Genomic DNA, 22,090 nt, shown 5'->3' on the forward strand with positions numbered 1-22,090 from the left:
GGGTGACCTACTCTATCCTTTTGACAAAGCGCATCATTCCAAGGGGAGACGAAACGATGGCCGCCATTCCGCCTGTTTGCGATTTTGGCTGGAAAGCACCCGATTTCGAATTGCCCGCGACCGACGGCAAGACCTACAAGCTTTCAGACATTGCCGGCCCCAAGGGCACGCTGATCATGTTCATCTGCAACCATTGTCCTTATGTGGTTGCCGTCCGTGACAGGATCCTGCGCGATGCCCGTGACCTGCAGGCAATTGGCATCGGCGTTGCTGCAATCAGTGCCAATGACGTCGAGAGCTATCCCGAAGACAGTTTTGAGAAAATGACTGAACTGGCGAAGCGGGAAAACTTCCCTTTCCCTTACCTCTTTGACGAAAACCAGTCAGTCGCCCGCGCCTATGACGCGGTCTGCACACCGGATTTCTTTGGCTTCAATTCAGCGCTGGAACTTCAATACCGTGGGCGACTTGATGCCTCCCGCAGGGAGACGGGGCCAGCAGACCTTCGGCGTGATCTGTTCGAAGCGATGCGACAGGTTGCAGAAACGGGCAAGGGACCGGACGACCAGATCCCGTCCATGGGATGCTCCATCAAATGGAAGGCGGCATGAGTCCGATTCTGATTTTCGACCTCGATGGCACGCTGATCGACAGCGCCCAGGATCTTCATGCAGCTGCATGCCGCCTTCTGGAAGGCGAAGGCCTGCCGGCGCTGCCGCTTGAAACCATCCGCTCCTTCATCGGCAACGGTATTCCGACGCTGGTTGACCGTATCATCGATGCCACCGGCTTGCAGACGAGAGACCGCACACGTCTCATTTCGAGCTTCCTGGAGGATTACCAGGCGCATGCGACCGATCTGACGGCCCCCTACCCTGACGTCGAAGCCACGCTCAACCACTTGCTGCAGTCCGGACATACGTTGGCGATCTGCACCAACAAACCGCAGCGGCCCGCCGAGAAGATTATCGAAGACCTGGGTTTGTCCCGTTACTTCCAGGGCCTGGTCGGCGGGGACAGCCTGACGGAACGCAAACCGGACCCGGCCGGGCTGCATTACCTGCAATCGTCCCTCGGCGGCGGTCCGGTCGTTTATGTCGGCGACAGCGAGGTCGATGCGGAAACGGCTGTCAATGCGGGCATGCCCTTTGCACTGTTCACCGAAGGCTACCGCAAACGTCCCATTTCCGAGATTCCGCACGCTGTGTCCTTTTCGAGCTTCAAGGACCTGCCCGCACTTGCGCAGAACCTGTTGTCAACGCCTGCCTGACACAGGCTTTCGACATGTTTGCAGCCTTCAGTGCAGACATTGAGCTGGCCTGCCGGGGAAGCTATGATTGCCGCCGCACATGACGTGCGCCTTTCACCCGATTGACGGACCTGCGTTGACCAAGGCACTTCGACATTTTCTCCTCCTTGCGATTGCCGGCACGGCGTGCCTTTCCGGTTTCGGGTCTTCCTACGCAGCGGAGCCTGCGGAAACGGTCATCATGGCACCTGTTCTTGCCGCCCGGGCGGCAGCCGAGACAGTGCGCAAGGAACATGGACCGTTTTACACGGTCCGGGACGAGGCTGCCTTCCTGCAGCAGATGTGCAGCACCATCGAGGCGGCCGCGAATAAACAGGGCCTGCCACCGGGCTTCTTCGCCAAGTTGATCTGGAAGGAAAGCCGTTTCGACCCCAACGCGATCAGCCCGGCCGGGGCGGAAGGCATTGCCCAGTTCATGCCTTACACCGCCGCCAACTGGGGCCTTGAAAACTCATTCGAGCCAGTGGAAGCCATTGAAGCTTCATCCCGCTTGCTGGGATATCTCTTGAAAGGCTACGGCAACCTTGGCCTGGCGGCCGCAGCCTATAATGCCGGGGAAGACCGTGTCGACAACTGGCGCCGTGGGCGCGGGCGCCTTCCTGATGAAACCCGCAATTACGTTTATTCAATCACCGGGTACAAGGCATCGGACTGGAAACAGGGCAAAGGGCCGGACGTCGACTTTACCCTGGACCAGACGCAGGATTTTCAGACGGCTTGTCAGGACTTCCGCCTGATCGAAGCGCCATTGCAACGCCGACTTGCCAATACCTACTACAACCGGGGACTGGCACTGGCGAAGTCGAAAGACTATTCAGCCGCTCTGCTTCGCTACACTGTTGCCATCCGGCTTCGCCCCGAGTTTCCGGAAGCCTACAACAACAGAGGGCTAGTCTACCGCATGATGGGCGATTATGGCGCTGCCATCGCCAATTACGATGTCGCTCTGAAGATGCGGCCCGGATATGCCGCAGCCTACAACAACCGTGGATACGCCAAGCGCAAGCTCGACCAATACCGGGAAGCGATAGCCGACTACGACAAAGCCCTGGCGATCAATACCAATTACGCCGCCGCCCGTTTCAACCGTGGTTTCGCCCAGGCTCAACTTGAAGATTACGCCGCGGCCATTGCCGATTACGACGTGGTCCTGAAGCTTGTCGCCAACCACCCCCTTGCCCTTTACAACCGCGGCAAGGCTCATCTTGCCGCAGGCCATCTGAACAAGGCGGAAGACGACTTCAACTCTGCAATCGCCCACAGCGACGGATTTGCCAAGGCCTACTACAGCCGTGCGAACCTGAGGCTGCAACTGGGTCAACGCGACCAGGCCAAAGAAGACTACCTGAAGTCCGTCTCACTCGACGCCGGCCTGGGGCGCGGCAAATACGCCATTGCTTTCGACTGACACCTGCGACTTGACGATTGCCTGCGGAGCAACCCTGCACCCCGCTACTCCTTCGGCACCTCGGTTCTGACCAGCGGCAGGCTGAATCCGCCCGTGTGATACTGGTGGCAAAGCGTGCATTCCTCTCCAGCCGCACGTTCCGTGTGGCAGGTCGCGCAAGTGGACTTGTCGATCGGGGTGAAGTTCGGAGCGTGGATGGCAGGGTCACCTTGCTCGTAGCTCTTCAGATAGGTGTCCGCCCCCGTGGTGAGCGCGTGGCACGTCACGCATCCTTCCGTTCCGACTGCGCTGATGTGCGGGTCGTGAGAAAAACGTGTGAAACGTGTCGTCACCTGAGCGGGATCGAAGGGGTGCCAGCGCACGGTCTTTTCAACGCCAGCCGTGTCGACGCTGTGGCACTTGGTACAGCGTCCCACCGCGCCCGGGTCACTGAGCGAGGCAAACACGGGGTCCCGCAGGGCCTTTTCCTGATCCGTTGCCGCATGGCTCGAATAATCGAGCCATGTTTTCAGGAAGGGGTCTTCATGTCCCGTCGGACGATACCGGATCGTATGGTCCTGCCGGTACCAGCCGCCGTAAAGAGCCCAGTTTTCCGGATCGAACGGTTCCTCCCGGGTTTGCGCCGAGGGGTCGTCAGGTGAAGTCGATGTGTCGACAGGTTCGGCCGCATCGCTCAACAGGCCCGTTCCGCCTTCGTCTGCCGCAAGGATGTCCTCACCGGCAAGAATATCGTCACCGGCAAGTATTTCCTCACCACCCGCAGGCTGGCCGAGGAGAGCGTCCCCCTCCGAACTGCTCGAAGCGTCCTCCTCCGTCAGGATGTCCAAGCCGTCCGACACGTCGGCGCCCGCGTCATCCTCTATGGCAAGATCGTCTTCAAGCAACGAGCCAACGTCTACAAGAATGTCATCGTCGGTATCTGTCTTGCCGGCCAATGCGTCATCGGTTCCTGCAGGCGCCAGCAACAGGTCTTCGGAAGCCAGCTCTGCGCCATCATCCGTTCCGCCGTCAAGGATGAGGCTTTCCGCACCACTGTCTTCGCTGGCAGCATCGTCTGTCCCGGCCAGAATATCGCTGTCGTCCACCCCGGAAAGGTTGTCCGGTGCGGCCTCTCCGGCTTGTACCGCTTCGTTCTCTTCTAGCGCTTGCCTAGCTTCCTCGAACGCGTTGGTTGGCGTTCCGTCGGCGTGCCGGGCAAGGTCCTCGGCGAGATCCGGCAACCATTCCCGGTTGGCGGCGGCGATCACGTCGTGTGGCATCACGCCGACCATCAGCGCCATTTGCCTGTGGTCCGTCATGGTTTCGCTGTCCGCCGCCCCGGCGCCCATTGCCGCAGGAAGGCCATCACGCTCGATATTCGCGAGCAACCGTTTCACCGCCCAGGCCAGCGTTTGAACCTTTGCCAGAGCGTCCTCATCAGCCTCCCGCAGATCCAGAAGATCCAGGTCCGACACTTCTCCCACGATATCCCGGCCGTCCAGCACCAGCGCCAGAAGCGCTCGCATGAAGGGCGTAATTCCGGCCTCGGACCTTTCCGGCCAGGACCCGATGTCGATCCCCCGTTCCGCAAGCGTTTCCACGTCCAGGCCCGGAACAGAGAGGAAATTCGTGCCCTTCGGTCCGCTCACGATGGTCTGGCCGAGAATGTCGCCACTGTGACAGGTCGCGCACATGCCTTCGAAATCTCGCACCGCCATGTAGCGGCCGTCGTTCCCCGCTTCATGGCAGGTCTCGCACATGGCCGGAACCTTGCCGGCAACATCGGGCTTCTCGGCGGTATCCGGGAAATGCTTTCCGAAATGCGACTTGTGGTCAAAGATGATGCTGGTGCGCTGGTAAAAGGGGTAGCCTGTGAATTGCGGATGGCTGTCCTCGAAACGCCCGAACTTCTCGACATGGCAGGTCTGGCACCTGTCATTGGAAACTTCAGTCAGTTTGCCCAGGCTTCCCTGGTGCTCCTGGTGACAGGTGGCACAATAGATGTTCTGCGATCCGGCATCTGCGCTATTTTGCGTCTGCCCTGCCATCGGCAGTGAGAACTTTATGCGGTTTGTCCAGCTCTGATCACGCCCGGTGCCGGCCTCCGCCGTGCGGGCAAGTGTCATCTGCCGAAGCTGTTCAACCGGCGTCGTGTGTGCCGTGAACGGCTGCGAACCTACATCGTGACAGGTGGTGCAGAGCGCTGCTGTCTGTTTCGGTCCTGCAGCTGTCGCGGCAAGGCCATGAAGCCAGCCAAGGCCTTGTGGACGTGCGTCGGCGTGGCACGACTGGCAATCTGTCAGATTGGCGTGCTGGGCTGCAAGCCGGCCCGGCATCAGATAGTTTTTTGCCACACCGCCGGAGAGGATGATCGCTACGAGCCCGGCAGTCAGCGCCGTGAGCCAGACAGCTGCCCGCCGCCTGCGCTTGCGCAGGCTTGGCTTCGGTACGCAGGGTTCCTGGTTCAGACAGCAGCTTCCGTCCGGCAGCGGACCATCTTCGCAAGGTCCGCCTTCCTGGCTCGAGCGCCGGCAAATCCAGCGGTCGCCGTCCTGTACAGGCTGGCAGGCAGGCCCCGCCCTGCAGTTTCCTTTCCGGTCCGGTCCCAGACGACACGGACACCCGTCGGCAAGATGTCCGCAGACCCAGTCGTCCTGCGGCCGTTCATAGCGGCGTTCCTGAACACCAATTCTGCGTAACAGGCTCATCGTCAGGCAATTCCGCTCGAAAAGGCATAGGCAACAACGACATGCGCCAGGATTGCCAGGATCAGGGCGTAAGTTGGCGGTACATGCACAAACAGCCAGAGTTTCAGCAATCCGCCGTTGGCATACTGGAAATCAAGATCGTTCTTGGCGCGCACCAGCTGGCGCATCCGTTCCAGACGTTCCTTGCCCTTGCCGTCCAGATACCGCTCGATCGATTGCAACTCGCCCATGATCCGCGAGATCGGCAGGCTCGACTGGCGCAAATGCGCGAACACGTACCGCGGCCGCGCAAAGAACCGGCCGAGCTCCCGCTGGTAGACATTGGCAAGGCTGACGGAACTGCCGTCTTCCAACGAGGCCAGCGCCAGAGTTTCCGCCTCGTTTGCGATTTGCGCGCGCAACACGGGAATGCGCTCGAACAGGACCCGGTCACCTCGGCCTTCCAGGCGCACAGGAATGATCCGGGCCAGAAAACCGCCGACACAGCCGCTTGCCGAAACCAGCACGAACAGGATCCACAAAAGCCATTCCAGCGGCGCATTCGGAAACCGAAGATGCGTATGCACCAGAAAGACGCCGATGGTCAGGAACCCGAGGTAATAATGCACCTGCAACCAGTGGCGCACGCGCCCGAGCGGCAACGTGCTCAACTGTTTGCGAAACGTCAGCAGCAACATGCCGGCCATGACCGCCACCAGAACCCAACCGTTGAAGAACTGGCTGTCGCGCAACGAGATCCGGTAAGCCTGGTTTACGGTCATGAAAACCGCCAGCAAAACAGCGGCCGCACCAAGCTTCAACAGGATGTTGCGATTGAGGAGCCAGCTCATTTCAGCCACTCCAGCAGTCTTTCGGTGTCGCGCATGTTGACGCGCGCAAGCGCGTCATGCGGGCAGGACTGGACACAGGCGGGGCCCGTCAGTTGATCGGCGCACAGGTCGCATTTGGTCGCCCGGCTGATGGGCTGCCCTTCGCGATCCGTCACGAACTGCCCGTTCTCGTCACGGATCTCGACCATCCGGATATTGCTGTACGGACAGGAATTGGCGCATGTCGCACAGCCAATGCAGGTGTTGTCGTCGATGACGACAGTTCCGCTGTCCTCGGCCCTGTGAATGGCGCCGGTTGGACAGCCGATCAGGCATACCGGATCGGTGCAATGCATGCAGGCGCTCGCGATCATCGCGTTCTCGAACCGGCTCCCCTGCCTAAGAAAGCGGGGGTTGTTGTCGTGGGCGGTCGCGCAGGCACGCACGCAATCGTCACAGCCGACACAGCGCTCCAGGTTGATCAGCATGGCTTCCTCACCGTTGATGAAACGGTGATCGACGAGGAAGTCCATCATGCCCTGGCGTAGTTCCCCGCGCGTGCCGTCACGATCATCCGGCCTGCCTTGCCGCAGGAAGGAAGGATCGAGCCCCGGCAAAACATGTTTCTGGACCAGATGCGTCGGAATGCGGATGACGTCGACATAGCCGATGGCGCGCAGGCTCGTATCCAGAACCGGAGAAACCTTGTCCCGCGCAAACGCCGCAATCGCATCCAGCCCGAATACGTCGTTTTTCGACAGATGGCCAATGGTCCTGTCGCCGTGATCGATCCGTTCGCTGACCCGGGCAAAGCCGCTGTTGATCAGCAACAAGCCGTCGACGTGACTGCCCTGTTCACAAATCACCGGCTCCTGCTGGATGATGTGCTGTGCACCGTCTTCCTTGGAAATTTCAGTCTTGAAGCGATGGGTCCAGTTGAAATTGCCATAGGTTTCGAACAGGGCCTCTTCTGCGATTTCCGCCAGCGCGGCGCTGTCGACATGGGCAAAGACCGGGCATTCCTGCAAACGGGTCAGCAAACCGCGTTCATGGTATAGCTGGTCGATCTGCTTGCGGAAGCCATCCGACCAGTCTCGAATTTCGCGCAGCCCCTGCCAGCGCAGCTCGAACAGGACTGTGTCGTCCTCAAGGGCAAAGATGGTCGCGCGCCTTGGGCTTCGGGTCAGGGCAGCCAGTTCGCCGAACATCTGCGGGGCTTCCAGCAGGAAAGTCTCATGTTTCGCGATCAGCTCGTCCGCGTCGACACGCAGGGCAGCTTCCACCGTATTTGCTCGTGTGCCTTCACCGGCTGGAGCGGCTGCAGACGAAGGTCTGCGAGACCGCCGCCGCGCAGGGCGGTACTCTGGCGGACGCTTGCGAGCGAACAGCTGGGCAAGCGACCTGCGCCAGGATTTCTGTTGCTTGCGGCCCGAGCCGGCGGTCGGCGCCGACGCAGTCAGGCCGAACACGGATCCGGACAGAATGATGAACAGCGAACTTCCATAGTCACCCTTTCGCAGGACAGTTTCGCCCTTTTGAAAGGTCCTGATCCGGCCGTCATTCGCGATGACGCTTGCAACCGGCAGCCACGAGGGAAAGTCGGCCGGATTGACGTCGGCAAACGCCGGCAGGGCCAGGACACGGTCCACCGTCTCCCGGTCCAGCGGTTCCTTGCCGAATGGCTCGTCCCAGCGCCGGTTTCGCTCGTCGCGAAGCTCCTGATCCAACAGTCCGGCTCCCTACTGCGTCACGGGTCCCTTGAACTTGTCGGCTCCCGGAATGTACTTGTCGACCGCAGCAAACGTCGTCCCGTCGTAGGTGTCGGCAAACTTGAGGCCGAGCACGGAGATCTTTGCCGCGGCATCGGTCAGCTCATCCTGGTTGTTCAGCTTGAGCTTGGCACCGCTTGCGATTTCCTGGATCTCACCCAGTTCGGGCGCCTCGGGCAACAGCTTGGCAAGACTTGCCATGACCTTCGTGGCATTGCTTGCCCGTTTGGCCATCTTCACGGCGTAGTCCTTCTTCTCGGTAGCCTTGCTGACGCCGATCAGCGCCGTTTCCAGCTCGACGATACGCCCGACGAGGAACAGCATCCGCTTGCGTTCGATGGACGCTTCCGGGTTGGACTTGCCCTTGTTGTACCAGGTGTTGTGACGCACCTCGCCCTGGCTCCAGCTAACCAGTTCAAACGCACTGCCGGGCGTGTGACCGCCGACATTCACCAGTTCCTCGTTCGGCACCAGGTGACAGCTGAAACAGTTTTTCGCCAGTGCGTAGGTCATCTTGGGCCGGATCATGCCGGCTGCCTCGGCCTTTTCCCAGCGGGCCGCTATTTCCGCCTCGGTTTCCTGGCCTTCCTTCTTGCCGCTGAAATCCGAATGCACCTTGTACCACTCCTTGGCAGGGCCATGGCAGGACTCGCAGGAATTGCCGGCAATCGCCTTTTCCTTGCCGTCCACCGTCTGCATGGTGAAATGACAGTTGGTGCAGAGGCTTTCCGCCTTAAGTCGCTTCACGCCCATGTTGGCGGCGATCTTTTCGGCATCCTCGCTCTTGGGCAGATCCCTGAAGGTGCTGAAGTGATGCGTATTCTGCCAGATCGAGGTTTCCTTCTTGTGGCATTCCGCACATTCGTTCGGTCCGACAATCATGCTCGGGTCGGCCTGAGCCGGGGCAAGTCCGGCCAGCACGAGATATCCGACAGCGCACACGGCAAGGCAGGACGCCGCCTGGCGCAAGCCCTTCAGTAATCCAGCCATATCCAATCCCTCAATCCTTTGATCCAAAAATGATGGACACCCTCTCGCGTCGTCAGGCGTCCAGAATGACATTGCCTCCCGGGCAAGCGATACACATGAGCACGGACCCTTGCGCCGGGCTGCTGGCGGGCCGCGTGACATAGGTCACGTCGCCTTCCTTGAGCGCTGTCGCGCAGGTTCCGCAGTTGCCCGCCCGGCAGCCGGAAGCGACCCGGATGCCGTTGCGTTCGGCCAGATCCAGCAGCGTTCCGTCCTGCTCGTGCCAGGAAACCTTCTTGCCGGAGCGCGAGAATTCCACCTGCACGCTTTCAGCCGCCTCCCGTGAACTTGCCGGCGACTTGACGGTTTTGACGGACGCAGGCCCGAATGCCTCGAAGTGGATATCGCTGTCCGGTACGCCCCAATCGCGCAGCTGCTCCGTCAACGAAGACATCATCTGCGGAGGGCCGCAAACATAGAACTCGTAGTTGGAAGACGTCAGATACCGCTTCAGCACATCAACTGTCAGGAAACCCGGGCAATCGTAATCCCGTCCCTCAACACAAGCATCGGTCGGTGCGCTGTAGAGCACGCGGTAATGGACGTTGTTCCGCCGCTCGGCAATCTCCCGGATTTCGTCGCACAGCACAATGTCATCGCCGCTACGCGCGGCGTGGAAGAAATGCACTTCGCGGTGGCTGCCGGCATCGTCAAGCGCTTTCAGCATGGACAGCACCGGCGTCAGGCCGACACCACCACCAATCAGGACAACCGGCCGTTCCGATTGCAGGTCCAATACGAAACCGCCCCTGGGCGCTTGCACATCGACGACATCGCCTTCCTTGAGGTTGGCATGGAAATAGGTCGAGGATAGCCCGCCAGGTACGGTTTCACCGGCATCCGGCGGCGGTGACAGTTTCTTGATCGTGACCCGGTACCGGTCCAGACGGGAGGGACTGTCGGACAGGGAATAGCACCGGATAACTGGTGCGGGCTGATCTGAAATCGGCAGTTCGAACGTCAGGAACTGGCCCGGCAGAAACGGTGGAAGCTCGCCTCCGTCATGCGGCTGAAGATAGAACGAGCAGATATCGCCGCATTTGTTTTCGACACGCTTTTCGACAATCCGGAACTTGCGTTTGCCGGACCAGGTCGTTCCGGACTTGAGCCTGTCGACTTGTGCATTGCGCAGGGCAGCCTGTGCCAGATCGTTGAAATGCTGCAGGTGCCTGGCGTCCAGGCGTCTTTCGCGAAAGACGGCCGCCACAGATGAATAAACCCCGAGGCAGAGCTGAAACAGGGCGAGCGCAACAATCGTACCACCGCCGATTTGCAGTGCCAGGATCATGGGCAGGCCGCCTTTCCGACCAGAAATGAGCCGATGTTTCTCATCAGAACCTCGTTCTCAGTTCCATTCGCAGTCCCGTTCCCGCCTTCCGGTCCTGTCCGGCGGAAACAAACCCGTCGACCTGAATGCTGCTCCTGTTGTTGAGGGCATGCAAGAGTTGGCCGCCGAATGCGACCACACCGGCGTCGCTGCCGTCGGTATCCTTGCGACCACCGAGTTCCATAACAAGCTGTGTCTTGTCCTCGTTGAAGAACATCTGGTGGCCGATAGATCCACCGAAGACGCTGTCTGCCCGGTTGGAAAGTGCAGACCCGCCCAGACCAACAGCCGGAGCGGCAAACAGGATGCCAACCTGACCCAGAGGACCACCCGTGAGGCTGTCGCGGGCAGCGGAGGTGTAGTTGCCGATAGCCCAGAAGGCATTGGCATAGACGACGTTTTCGGACGCCGTCACGGTACGCGAAACTTCCGAAAACATCAGCACGCCGTTGTCGACGGCCGGGCCTCGCTTTTCGATCGCGGTCGAGGTGTTGATCCGGAACGCCGTATTGTAAAGTCCGAACCGCTGTACGGCGGACGCCCCGAAATAGAAGCCGTCTCCGCCCTCGTCCTCATCGCTGATGACATAGGCAAGATCCAGATTGGCCGTGCTCTTGCGGAAATCGGCCTCGGTGAACAGGCCGAGAAGGAAGGCACTGTCGTCGAGTTCATTGTCGCCGCGGCGGATATTGTTCCAGCCGAAAACGCCGGTTGCTCTCAGATCCGGCGTCAGGCCGGGAATGACGATCGTGTCGCGCGTGATGCCGAGCGCGTCGACACTGTCGTTGATCATCATGCCTTCCTGAAAGAACAGGGGCTGACGGCCGATGGAAAATCCGAAGTCGAAATTGCGGTTGTCATCCGGGTCGAGGTTCGGGAAAATCTCTCCGAACTCCCCCTCGAAGAACAGTGTCGTCACATAGGGATTGAGCCCGTTGACATATTCAACGCCGCCTTCATCCGTATAGAGAATGCCCGTGTTCCGGCGTTTTTCCGTCAAGGGCGAAAACCCGATGAGGATCCGCTCGGTGGGTGTCAGTTTCAGATTGGCAAAGATGTCGATACGGCTCGCCCAGAACTGGCGCGGATCTTCAACGCCGTTGGCATAGTGGCCAATTGCGGTGCGCGCGTCGCCGAACACCCAAAGCGCCGGTTGCCAGATTGCCCCGGTAGGCAATTCAATACCGGGCGCAAGATTTCCGCTGGCGAGGAATTTCTCGCCGCGCTGGAAGATCGGTGGCGTCGGTTCGGGCTCCTCATCTTCCGCTATGATCGGAACTGCATCGGTGCTCAATTCGCTTGAATGGTGGTCACCGGCAATCAGGGGGGCAGGCCCGCTGTTTTCTGCCTGATGCTTGCGGACTTCCGCTTCCGTGACCATGGGAATGGGTTCGTCGCTCAAGGCACTGCCCGCGGCCCATACCTGCTCGTCCGCCTGAAGCAGAAGCGCAGTCGCAGCGGCCGTTGAAACCGCCCATGCACTGAACCGCCGTCCCCGAGTTTTGCTTGCCTGATACCTCATTTGAGCACGACACTCGCCTTGCGCGTCCAAAGCACGGAGCTGCCCTGAACAACCTTGCGCGCGATACCGGCCGGGCTCATGCCGTAGTCGAAGCCCGCTCCCTGAATGGCAGCGATCAGGTTGACCGGCACCATCTGTGAAATCAGCTTCACCGAGATGGAATAGCGTTCACCGGGCTTGAGGTTTTCGGCGGGAACGGCATAGGTCGCGGTGCGGCTCGCCCCCGGTTCCAGGTTCTGCTTGTGCTTTCTGGCCCCGCGCGGTCGTCCGTAGATGGTGGTTGCCCGGCGTTCCGGCCGAACGAGCGGCAGAACGTCTGTCGAAGTGTTCACCGCCAGCACCTGTTCGCGTTCACCGCCACGCAACAACCGGACCACGAACTTGGATTGCAGGCTGAACAGGTCCTTGTCGAGCTTCAGCTCGCCATTGTGAACGTAAAGCGAGTGGGCATCGCGAACGTCGCCATTGGGGTCCCGGTCACCGGACACATAAACCGTGTTGCCCTTGCTGTCCTTGACCGTCACCTGAAGGAATATCAGCCGTTCGGCGTCAAACCCGGTCGGCACACCGTGTCCGTCCGTGCCGCTGCTGACATCGACGGAGAACTTGAGAGCCCGGCTGGTGTTGTCGACAATGGTGATGTCGCTCAGCTTGAAGCCGTTGCGCAGCACCTGAAGCCGTGCCTGACGCGCCTTTTCCAGCCGCTCGAACTGGGTATCCAGGATCTCGCGGCCATCATAACGATCATCGATGGACGACCAGGCCTCGGGAAACTTGTAGCCGTCCTTGACGTTGTCCTCGAACTTGTCCGTTCCCCAACCGGCGCCGACATTGAACTGCAGCCATTCAGCCAGCGTCTTGAACTCCGCCGCCTCGACGTTGTGCGGGAAAATGCCCGGATGAATGATCGAGTAATCAGGGCCTGCAAACATGTGGTTGGTCAGTTTGCGGTTGCGGGTCGGGACATCACCGACGATTGCGGCGGGGCCATAGTCATAACCGGAGGCAACGCCCTGAACCTTGCCCATATGGCAGTCCTGGCAGGTCTCGCCCCGTTTGGCGGCCGGCGAGCGCTTGTATTCGGCAAAAGCCTCTTCCAGCTTGAAGCCGTTGAACAGCGTCACATCATGACAGGTGCCGCAAAAGCCTGGCTTGGTGAGCGCGAAGAAAGGCTTCGCCTCGGTATGGATGCTGCGTCCCGGATCATCCTTGCTTTGGGAGACCCGGTATTCCTCGGGCGTGTTCAGAACGCGCTTCAGCTCCTCGCCGCCCTTCGGGCCGTAGACCGGCGAGAACACATCCCCTTCTTCCAGCGCGAACCGGCCACTGATCTTGCCGTAGTTCCGGCTGACGCGGTGGCAGGCAACGCAGGTGATGCCTTCCCGTGAGGTCGGGTTGCGCTTCAGGTTTGAGACATAGAGCGACTCGCCGATGTTCATGCCGACCGGGTTGTGACAGCGAATGCAGAAGTCGCCATTGGTCGCGCTGGTCTTCATGTTGATGGTGGTCTGCATCGCCATGTAGATCGGGCTCAGCTGCGCATAGGCATGCTGAGACACGGACCATTGCTCATACTGGCCAGGGTGGCAGGTCGCACAGGTGTTTGCGGAGGGATATTTGCTTTCCAGGAAGAGCTTTTCATGCTCCGCATTGGCTGTTCGCCGGATCGTTTCTTCCTTTTTCTTGCCTTCAACGGTTTCGGTCAGCCCGGTTCCGCCGCCACTCAGCAGGTCGTCATCATCGCCAACTGTCAGAAGCTCATCATCGGAAAGTAGATCGTCGTCTCCGGCCAGAAGGTCGTCACCGGAAACATCGGCCCCGTCGCCCGCAAGCAGGTCATCACCTTCAAGCAAATCATCACCGGCAAGCAAATCATCACCGGCAAGCAGGTCATCGCCAGCCAGAAGGTCATCTCCATCAGCCTTGGGATCATCACCTGCCAGCAGATCGTCACCATCGGAAGCAGAGGCGGCACCGGGTTCCTCTGCGGTCAGCAGATCATCGCTTCCGTCATCGGAAGGCAGCAGGTCGTCACTGCTGTCCGTCAGAATCGTCTCATCCGAAACCGCGTCTTCAGCGGGTGTCAGCAAGTCATCATTCTGTTCGGCCTGCGCCAGGATCAGGCGATCGCCGGCGCCCCTGCCGTTTTCGAGCTGGGACACGAAATCGACCAGCGCCCGTACATCGCCTGACTGGATAAACTGCTGGTGATACTGCCGAAATTCGTCTGAAAAAGCTGCTGCGTGATCAACGCCGCCGGCGCCGGAAAGGATGAGTAATCCGAAAAGAGACTTCGAAAACGGTCGAAAAAAATCCGATAAACGCGACATTCCAGATCCACACAAAACATGTTCTCAGGCCATCGCTTACACCGATCCCCCAACTCAAAATCACACTACGGAAACCTCAGGACAACATCAAAAGAAAACTGTTCACAAATTAGCCGCATTTTCGCCGTGGTAAACCCGCGGCTAACCGCAGGAACAGACAGAGCAACGCAGTGTCGTGGCGCTAACCGGTGGCTTCAAATTCCGGGCAATGGCGTGAATCAATTGCATTGCCGGCAACATTCGACCCGAAGGCCGCAAAGTTGCGGCAACAGTGTTTCCGCCTGCAACAACACACTCTCGCAAAACAATGTTTGCGACACACCAGCATACAGACTGGATTACCTGCAGCGCAGCGAAATAGGACTACGAAGGTGGGAAGAAGGAAAGTGGCGGAGAGGAAGGGATTCGAACCCTCGAGACGGTTGCCCGTCTACTCCCTTAGCAGGGGAGCGCCTTCGACCACTCGGCCACCTCTCCGGTAACGCCCGTGTACGAATAAAAGCCTCACAGTTCAAGGCGTTTTTTACGCCTTGTCACTTTTTCCACCGCGCTTGGCCTCGCAACTTCTGGAAGGTGAAGACAGGCATCGAACGCTGAAATCCGGCATCGTCTTCACAAATCACGGAACCTGACGCTTCGTTCGTTTGAAAATGAACCGCCTCTTTCCACCCGTCGCAGGTCGGGTTGGCAATTCGCTCGCCAGGTTTCGCTATTTTCCTCCCCACCCGGCCACCGTCACATCTTAGAGTTGACTTTTGGCGCGCCACCGGCAAAACGACCCTCTTTCATCAATGAATTTGAATTTGGGTGATACTTGAAAAACGTTTTTGTTTCGCTGGGTGGCGGGTGTGACGCTGCGACAAACCTCAAGAAGCTGGGCCTGAGGCATGAGCAATACCCCTTCGACTGGCTCTGGAACCTTGATGCGGGCCTGGACTACGTCTCGAAAATTATCGCGACAGACTTCAAGGGCCTGACCAGCAAGCACGACTATACTTACGCCTCGCATCAAATAAATCCGGTTGAGAAGTTCCTCATTTTCAAGAACTACCCGAAAATCGCGCATCTGCACTCCAATCCACACGACAACAGTGACGTATTGGCGGACTACAGGGTTCGGATTGACAGGTTCAGAAAACTCATCAAAGACACCGGCGAAAAAACGACCTTCATTTACTATCGCAACGCGGCAGTGGCGGAAGAAAATTCGATAAACGACTTTCATGCAGAAGTTTCGCATCTGAAAAGCGAAACAACCCTTTTTGAGGAGATGATGGCGCGTCTGCATCCAGACAAAACATTTTCTCTGGTCAGTCTCCTTGCAATACCCGCGACCTGTTTTGACAATCACGCCCTCAGGGAAAATTTGCGGCGCACCTGCTCGTGCAACCGGTCTGCAAGAACGACATTCGAAATCGTCCCGATGCGTGACGATCGCTACCCCGAACAGTTCAATGCATGGACGGACGAGTGGACTGCGGCGCTCAGACGAGCCAGGGCTGTTTCGCCACTGGACATAATGCGCGGAAAGATGTCGAAACGGAAAAATCGCACCCGGAAGAAACTGACCAGGCTTCTGCCCAGGGCTTCTGCCAGGCTGTTGGGTTAGGGAACGTTTTTCCAGTGGCGGTTTATCGCGCGACCTGAAAGTCTCAAACCCTTCTCGCATGATAATTGCCTGGCCTGCCGCCCTCCGTAGGAACAGACGCAGTTCCCGCCTTCCCCTTCATAATTCAGCCGCAGTCCTCTGGTGCGATGGACACTCTTCAACTTGGCCGGGTATCGGAGAAATGCCATAGCCGAGCTCGCCCCTCCGACGCATCTGACACGGTTTGTCGCGGAAAGGTTTCCGTGGATCTGTGCGCTCTGGCTGCACCTTGCGCTCTATGCGGTGTTGAGCGATGCGGCGCTGTGGCGGAGTGTCCTGCCAGAGCCGCCCGAGCCTGTCTCCGTTGAGATCATTCCCGAATACCTGCCGCCAAGTCTGCCGGAAACCGCGCTGAAAGAAACCGACGAGAGCCAATCGCAAACTGCGGCAGTCTCCCCGCAATCCACTGCTGATCCGTTGTCAGGTTCGAACGTGTCTTCGGAACCGGTGCCTTCTTCGAATGCCACGTTGCCTGCGCCCACGGCCCCAACTTCTTCGAGGACCAGGCCCGAGCAGGAATGGGTTACTGCAAATGCCTATTTTGCCAATGATGTCCTGAACGACCCACGCTCCGCACAGGCACGCGAGTTTCTGCCAACCTTGACCAGTGAAGATGGACGCGAACAGATTTGCGCGCTGGAGGCAATGGAGCAGGTTCGCCATGCGCGGCCGGGGTTCAAGCCGACACGGCTTGCGCCACATGCTTTCCGCAATTCATTTCAGAAGGAAGATATGATTGTCGTGCCCGCCGGAGCCCTCAGAAGCAACCGGGTCTGGTACGAGATCGCCTATCGATGCCGGCTGGACGCCAGCGGCAAGATCGTCAGCGGGTTCGAATATGCCCTTGGTGCACCAATCGACCGCTCGATCTGGGATGAGTACGGTCTGGCGCCGATCCATTGACTGGAGCGGTCCCGGCAAGGGGCCGGAAACTGGACGCGGCAGAAAACTGTGCTGCCGCGTCAGGTTGTGGATACCGGTTCAGGTGCCGTTCGGCCGGCAGCCTTGATCCGGTTCAATGCATCGACAGCCATTCACGAGCCGATCGCTGAGCTTCGGCGATTTCGGAAGTGGACATTTCACCGGAAATTTCCTTGCGGTAGCGCGCTGCGTCCTTGTTGCCTTTGAGGGCGGCAATGTTGAACCACTTGTGCGCTGTGATCAGATCGGTCATTCCGTGACGGCCGCAAGCGCTATCCAGACCCATCTGGAACAGGATGTCCGCGGTAACCGGCTTTTCGCCCATGATGGCCATATCGGCCGAGTGCATTTCAAAACGAGCCATAACGCTCCCCTTTCGTCTGTCTGACTTCTGCGGAACAGCTCCGATCCTTCTGGATCCACCGTCCCGGTTCCCTACTGCCAACCGGTCACTTTGCTGAACACAATGGCTTGGCAAGGACCGATCTAAGAAACACAAGCTTTCGTGAAGCTTTCCCCGTTGTTTCTTGAGGTCTACTTCATCAGCAGCAGTTAAAAGGGGCGTTAAAAGACAGGTTTAACGTAATGCGAACAAAATTTTAAATAAGTCTGAAATTCATATTGCGGTAAGTATATGGTTGCGATTTTCCCTTTTTAGTCAGTCACATTCTCCGAAAATTTGACAAGGCCCATCAACCTTCTGTTCACCATGGATTCGTTTCCACAATTCTTTGTCCGGTTTTATTTCGTTCCCTTCCTTTCAGAAAACCAGACTTTGCCTCCCTTCGGCGTTCAGGAGGATTTTCGGACGACCTGACGTTGGGTGACGGCTTTTCAGCACGTTTCCCGAGCTATACATTCCCTTTCCGTAAACGGAAGGCATTCCGCTTTGGGAGGAACTTATGCTGAAAACCATTCTGTCGTCCGCACTGCTTGCGGGCGCTCTCATCACCACATCCGCAACAATGTCTTTCGCAGGCGATGCCAAGGGAGACTGGGTCCGCCCGAACGGGGCATCCAAGATCCGGATAAGCTCCTGCGGCAGCTCCTTGTGCGGCAAGCTGATATGGCTGCGGGAGCCGCGAAACGACATCAGGAACCCGGACGCAGCCAAGCGGGACCGCCCGCTGCTGGGAGTACAGATCGTTCAGGCCATGAAACCCACCGACAAGGAAAACCAGTGGAAGGGCAAGGTCTATAACGCCGAGGACGGCAAGACCTATACCGGCTTCATCGAGCTGACGTCCGCCAATGCGTTGAAACTGGAGGGCTGCGTGATGGGTGGCCTCATCTGTAAGGGCGAAACCTGGAAACGGGAACAATAAACGGCTGAACAAAGTCCGAAATCGCCAGATCCTGTCGATTTGGCCTTTCCTCCGTCGCAATTGCCGGTCAGAGATTGTGGCGCAGTCGTCACCAGCATTGCGACGGGGGATAATCGTGGTTCCTGTTTCTTTCTTTGTTTCTGCGTTTCCGACTTCCAGACTGTTATCGAAAGCCGGTCTGTTCGCTCTCCTGCTTGCAGGCACAGGTGGCGAAGCTCTTGCAGCCCCGGACATCAACGGCAAATGGCTGACACCGGCAGGTGCCGTCATCCAGATACAAAAATGCGGCAAGGTGCCCTGTGGCAAGATTGTCCGGTTTCCGGCCCCCAAAGGCTATTCCATGGAAAACACGCCGGATCTCAACAACAAGGACGAAAGCAAGCGCAAACGGAAGGTGCTCGGCCTGACCGTGCTCTGGCGCATGGCACCACAGAAAGATGGTTGGAAAGGCCGGGTCTATGATCCGCGTCGCGGCTTCAGCGCGGATGCCACTCTGCGCCCGAAGAACGCCTCCGCCCTGGAAGTACAGGGCTGCGTCCGCGTCGTTTTCAATGTCTGCGAAAAGGAAACCTGGCGACGGGTCGACTGACATCGCCGGTTTACCAGTTCAGCCCGGATCCATGTCTGACACGTGCCTCACGCCCGACGATATCGAAACGCTCACCAAACTGGAAGAAAGCCTGTGGCGAGCGGAATCGCGTTACGACCCCGTCCTGATGGACCAGATCTTTGCGGATGACTTTTTTGAGTTCGGCCGATCCGGCCGTATCTATCCGCGTGAAGACCTGATCCTGCCCGCGAGTGCCGCACGGCCTATCGACGTACGCCTGCCCCTGCCCTGCCTCAAGTTCACCGTGATCGACACGAATTCGGTTCTCGTGACCTATGTCAGTGAAGTCAGGCGTGAGCTTGGTAACGTTGAAAGAGCAAACCGCAGTTCGATCTGGAGCAGACGAGACGGAGCCTGGCAGTTACGGTTCCATCAAGGCACAGCGCGCCAGACACCAACTGATCAATGATGGCTTAGACGAACATCTTCTTGTAGCCGTGATGGCTCTGGTCGTAGCCAAGCCGCTTGTAAAAGTGATGTGAGCCTTCGCGTTCCTTGTTCGACGTCAGCTGCACCATGCAGGCGTTGCCCTGCCGTGCCAGGTCTTCAGCCCGTGCCATCATCAGCCGCCCGACACCGGTGCCGCGCTGGTCCGCCCGCACGTGAACGCTTTCCAGTTCAACCCTCGGGCGCCCCTGGAAGGCGAGCCCCTTCATGAAATGGATCTGGAACGTACCGACCACTTCTCCGCTTTCGGCAAGCGCGACGTAGATATCGCACTCGGGTGCGGCGACAAGCGCGTCAAATGCCGGGCGGTAGTCCTGCCAGTCGGCAAATTCCCTGTCCTTGCGAACACTGGTCGCCCCAGCATTGATGATGGCAACGATCTCGCGAAGGTGCTCCAGGCGGGCTTTTACGATGGAAACGGTCGAGGCAATTGTGTCCGGCATCTTCGGTTCGCGCCTTTGGTCAGGAAAGATTACGGTCAGCGGCAGATGGGGCTCTCGGGCGGGAGTTTTGCTACGCCCCACCAGCTTGTCCGCCAGCCGGGCGCCTTCCACAAATGCGGCCAAGCGCCGGTGAGATACGTTGCCTCAAGCGCTTCGGCGGCATCCCAGAAGGCGACCTGACTGAAGCGCTCCATTGCAGACGTGTCCGGCTCCTTGTCACCCTCTTCCCAGATGAAGAAGCAGCTTTGTCGCGGCGGCGTTCTGGCCGGAATGGCCTTGGTCACCAGCCGGGCATCGGGAAACAAGACCCTCAGATTACCGCCGGTATAGCCATCATCGGCAATCAGTGTGGCGTCTGCTGCTCCCAGGTCAGCCAGCGGTGCCTTCAGGTCCGCGTAAGGCTTCATGTGCCGGCACTTGCCACCGCACCATGTCTTGTCCGGCGCAACCAACCCGGGCACCCGGGCGAGAAAGGCGACCGCGACAACTGCCAGAACAACGGCCGTCAGCCAGCGCCATTGCCTTTCAAATCCGAAGCGTTCCAGGTCAGCGAACAGCCACACCGGCAGCAGCAGAAGCAGCGGATGCATGTGCCGTTCCTTGACGTAGGTCGCACCGGTGATCGCAATCATCAACGCCGTCAGCAGGATCATCAGGAGAACCGTGCGCCCGCACAGGCGCGCTGCGTCACTCACGGCAGGTATTGCGGGCTTTTTGCGGCCAAGATAGCGCGGCCAGAACAGCAGGAGCAGCAGCGGGACCAGCGGAACCGAGAAACCGACAAGTCCGAAGGCAAGTTTCCCGAGCCCCTCGCCTGCGCGCATCAGATGCGATGTCTCAGCACTGACGCCCATGGTGTCGGAGACAGATGCCAGCAGCTGCAGCCCTTCGCTGAAGATCCAATAGGCATAGGGGCTGTAGATCAGTGCCGCCGCGAAAGGCACCAGCACCAGGCCGACAAGGCGCAACCGGGTGCGCCATGCCGGGTCGCTGGCCGCCGCGAGGATCAGGGCAAGTACAAAAATCGGGTAGGAATGCTTGCCCAGCAGTCCGGCCCCGGCCGCCATGCCAAACAGCACGTAGTAGCCGAGCCGCTGTGTCTCCAGCGCCTTCAGGAAGAAGAAGGCGCTCATGGCACAGGCTGCAGTCAACACCACCGTGTGGGTGACGCCTTCATGAAGGTTCCAGCCGAACTGGTAGAAGAGCGAATAGGAAAAGACACACAGGGCTGCAAGACGCGTGTCGTGAATGGCCTTGCGTGCGATCCGGAACAGAAACAGCGCGGCAATCGAGATCAGGGTGTATTTGACGAAAAGCGCTGCCCAGATTGTAGGGCCGAACATTCGCTGCGCAGACCAGAGCAGCCACTCGTAAAGTGGCGGCTGACGCAGCATGTAACCGGGCTCCAGTGTCTGCACCAGAACGTTCTCGAACATATCGTCCGTACCAAGGACGGGCGTGTTCAACGCCCTCAGCAGGATATGCGTGAGCCCCCAAAGGGCAACGACGCCCCAGACCCCGAGGGGCGTGGCATAAAACGGAGCCGGCCCTGTACCGGCGGTCGAACTGCGAAACATCATGGCAGGGGGATACTAGATTTTCAGAAGTCTGTAACCTCGCATTTTCTCTCGCGAAAACAAAAAACGCGCGGCTCGACGCCGCGCGCTTCAAGCATTCAGCCGACAGGTTTTAAAGTGCCGGCAAAGGCGGTAGCGGCGTCTTCAGCCACTTCTCTGACAGCTCGCCCAGCTTGCCGTTCAGCTTCTTGTGCAGAACGAAAACGTTGACCCATTGCAAAAGGTCGATGTTGCCCGTCTTCACACCGATGAAAGACGGCGAGTTGGCGATGATGAACTTGTTTTCCAGATTGAAGTCCGGGTTGTCATTGGAAATGCCCAAAGCCACCATGTTGCCGGTCACAATAACGTCGGCCTGGCCGGAAACATAAGCCGCAATGGTGGCCGCGTTGTCGCCAAACCTGATGATCTCCGCATCTTCCGGTGCATCCGCCGTGATTGCCAGATCTTCAAGCGTGCCGCTGGTCACGGCGATTTTCTTGCCGGAAAAATCCGCAATGGTGGACACGGCCACGTCAGGCTTGGCAAAGGCTCCGGAAAAGAACGGAGCATAGGCGTGAGAGAACCAGATCGACTTTGCGCGTTCCGGATTGGCACCGAGCGTTGCAATCACGAGATCGGCCTTGTCGGTTTCCAGAAACGGAATGCGCTGCTTGGACGTGACGGGCACCAGCTCCAGTTCGACGCCAAGGTCTTCCGCGATCATCTTTGCGACGTCGATATCGTAGCCTTCATATTCGCCTTCACTGCCCAGCGAGCCAAACGGCGGAAAATTCTCCGGTGTAGCAATCTTGATCTTGCCGGCTTCCAGAATGTCCTTCAGCTCTGCAGATGCAGGACTTGCAATCATCAATGCAGCAGACACTGCCAAGCCTGTCAGCCCCAGAATTTTTTTCAACATTACGCGACCCTCCTTCGGTTGTTCTTGA

19 protein-coding genes and 1 tRNA gene are annotated in these 22,090 nt (G+C 58.8%); 8 read left to right on the forward strand and 12 right to left on the reverse strand.

Translation table 11 applies throughout. The features are described 5' to 3' along the window. Positions 1-56 precede the first annotated feature (56 nt). The 3 genes from FIV05_RS24975 to FIV05_RS24985 all read left to right on the forward strand — a co-directional run bounded on the left by FIV05_RS24975 (position 57) and on the right by FIV05_RS24985 (position 2,717). Positions 57-611 carry a thioredoxin family protein gene (locus FIV05_RS24975; protein ID WP_152511371.1) on the forward strand — a complete coding sequence of 185 codons (555 nt, stop codon included), beginning with the start codon at positions 57-59 and terminating at the stop codon, positions 609-611. Next, positions 608-1,270 carry a phosphoglycolate phosphatase gene (gene gph, locus FIV05_RS24980; RefSeq protein WP_152511372.1) on the forward strand — a complete coding sequence of 221 codons (663 nt, stop codon included), beginning with the start codon at positions 608-610 and terminating at the stop codon, positions 1,268-1,270. Before FIV05_RS24975 ends, gph begins: the two co-directional genes overlap by 4 nt. A gap of 115 nt (positions 1,271-1,385) precedes the next feature. Then, positions 1,386-2,717: a tetratricopeptide repeat protein gene (locus FIV05_RS24985; RefSeq protein WP_152511373.1), complete on the forward strand. Its 1,332-nt coding sequence runs from the start codon at positions 1,386-1,388 to the stop codon at positions 2,715-2,717. 44 nt (positions 2,718-2,761) lie between these two features. Here the strand turns inward: FIV05_RS24985 and FIV05_RS24990 are convergent, their stop codons facing one another. The 8 genes from FIV05_RS24990 to FIV05_RS25025 all read right to left on the reverse strand — a co-directional run bounded on the left by FIV05_RS24990 (position 2,762) and on the right by FIV05_RS25025 (position 14,667). Then, complete coding sequence (locus FIV05_RS24990) at positions 2,762-5,404, reverse strand: hypothetical protein (RefSeq protein WP_152511374.1); 2,643 nt, start codon at positions 5,402-5,404, stop codon at positions 2,762-2,764. Between the two features lie 2 nt (positions 5,405-5,406). Then, positions 5,407-6,234 (reverse strand): hypothetical protein, encoded by an 828-nt coding sequence (locus FIV05_RS24995; protein ID WP_152511375.1) that lies wholly within the window; start codon positions 6,232-6,234, stop codon positions 5,407-5,409. After that, the gene (locus tag FIV05_RS25000; RefSeq protein ID WP_152511376.1) at positions 6,231-7,940 is read right to left on the reverse strand and encodes a 4Fe-4S dicluster domain-containing protein; all 1,710 of its coding nucleotides are present in this window, start codon (positions 7,938-7,940) and stop codon (positions 6,231-6,233) included. Before FIV05_RS25000 ends, FIV05_RS24995 begins: the two co-directional genes overlap by 4 nt. 12 nt (positions 7,941-7,952) lie before the next feature. Next, positions 7,953-8,972 (reverse strand): cytochrome c family protein, encoded by a 1,020-nt coding sequence (locus tag FIV05_RS25005; RefSeq protein WP_145903753.1) that lies wholly within the window; start codon positions 8,970-8,972, stop codon positions 7,953-7,955. Positions 8,973-9,024: 52 nt separating this feature from the next. Further along, a complete protein-coding gene (locus FIV05_RS25010) occupies positions 9,025-10,299 on the reverse strand; it encodes a 2Fe-2S iron-sulfur cluster-binding protein (protein WP_152511377.1) in 1,275 nt (424 codons plus the stop codon). A gap of 43 nt (positions 10,300-10,342) precedes the next feature. Further along, on the reverse strand, positions 10,343-11,740 hold the full coding sequence (locus tag FIV05_RS25015; RefSeq protein ID WP_152511378.1) for a hypothetical protein: 1,398 nt from the start codon (positions 11,738-11,740) through the stop codon (positions 10,343-10,345). 116 nt (positions 11,741-11,856) lie between these two features. After that, a complete protein-coding gene (locus FIV05_RS25020; protein ID WP_152511379.1) occupies positions 11,857-14,190 on the reverse strand; it encodes a multiheme c-type cytochrome in 2,334 nt (777 codons plus the stop codon). 387 nt (positions 14,191-14,577) lie between these two features. Then, a tRNA-Ser gene (locus FIV05_RS25025) sits at positions 14,578-14,667 on the reverse strand. 337 nt (positions 14,668-15,004) lie between these two features. Between FIV05_RS25025 and FIV05_RS25030 the strand changes: the two genes are divergently transcribed. Next, entirely contained in the window at positions 15,005-15,799 is a 795-nt protein-coding gene (locus FIV05_RS25030; RefSeq protein WP_152511380.1) for a DUF1796 family putative cysteine peptidase, read from the forward strand. Between the two features lie 162 nt (positions 15,800-15,961). Continuing rightward, positions 15,962-16,741: a DUF930 domain-containing protein gene (locus tag FIV05_RS25035; RefSeq protein ID WP_173013936.1), complete on the forward strand. Its 780-nt coding sequence runs from the start codon at positions 15,962-15,964 to the stop codon at positions 16,739-16,741. Positions 16,742-16,853: 112 nt separating this feature from the next. Here FIV05_RS25035 and FIV05_RS25040 read toward each other — a convergent pair whose 3' ends face one another. After that, on the reverse strand, positions 16,854-17,123 hold the full coding sequence (locus FIV05_RS25040; protein ID WP_022997753.1) for a hypothetical protein: 270 nt from the start codon (positions 17,121-17,123) through the stop codon (positions 16,854-16,856). A gap of 538 nt (positions 17,124-17,661) precedes the next feature. Between FIV05_RS25040 and FIV05_RS25045 the strand changes: the two genes are divergently transcribed. From FIV05_RS25045 to FIV05_RS25055, 3 genes are all read left to right on the forward strand, one after another. Further along, positions 17,662-18,084 carry a DUF2147 domain-containing protein gene (locus FIV05_RS25045; RefSeq protein WP_152511382.1) on the forward strand — a complete coding sequence of 141 codons (423 nt, stop codon included), beginning with the start codon at positions 17,662-17,664 and terminating at the stop codon, positions 18,082-18,084. Between the two features lie 115 nt (positions 18,085-18,199). Continuing rightward, a complete protein-coding gene (locus FIV05_RS25050; protein WP_152511383.1) occupies positions 18,200-18,673 on the forward strand; it encodes a DUF2147 domain-containing protein in 474 nt (157 codons plus the stop codon). Positions 18,674-18,704: 31 nt separating this feature from the next. Continuing rightward, a complete protein-coding gene (locus FIV05_RS25055) occupies positions 18,705-19,103 on the forward strand; it encodes a nuclear transport factor 2 family protein (protein ID WP_173013937.1) in 399 nt (132 codons plus the stop codon). A gap of 4 nt (positions 19,104-19,107) precedes the next feature. Here FIV05_RS25055 and FIV05_RS25060 read toward each other — a convergent pair whose 3' ends face one another. From FIV05_RS25060 to FIV05_RS25070, 3 genes are all read right to left on the reverse strand, one after another. Continuing rightward, a complete protein-coding gene (locus FIV05_RS25060) occupies positions 19,108-19,584 on the reverse strand; it encodes a GNAT family N-acetyltransferase (RefSeq protein WP_152511385.1) in 477 nt (158 codons plus the stop codon). A gap of 35 nt (positions 19,585-19,619) precedes the next feature. Next, positions 19,620-21,164 carry a glycosyltransferase family 39 protein gene (locus FIV05_RS25065; protein ID WP_152511386.1) on the reverse strand — a complete coding sequence of 515 codons (1,545 nt, stop codon included), beginning with the start codon at positions 21,162-21,164 and terminating at the stop codon, positions 19,620-19,622. A gap of 109 nt (positions 21,165-21,273) precedes the next feature. Continuing rightward, the gene (locus FIV05_RS25070) at positions 21,274-22,062 is read right to left on the reverse strand and encodes a transporter substrate-binding domain-containing protein (protein ID WP_022997759.1); all 789 of its coding nucleotides are present in this window, start codon (positions 22,060-22,062) and stop codon (positions 21,274-21,276) included. Positions 22,063-22,090 lie beyond the last annotated feature (28 nt).

The organism is Labrenzia sp. THAF191a (assembly GCF_009363335.1).
In the GTDB taxonomy this organism is placed as follows: Bacteria; Pseudomonadota; Alphaproteobacteria; order Rhizobiales; family Stappiaceae; genus Roseibium; species Roseibium algicola.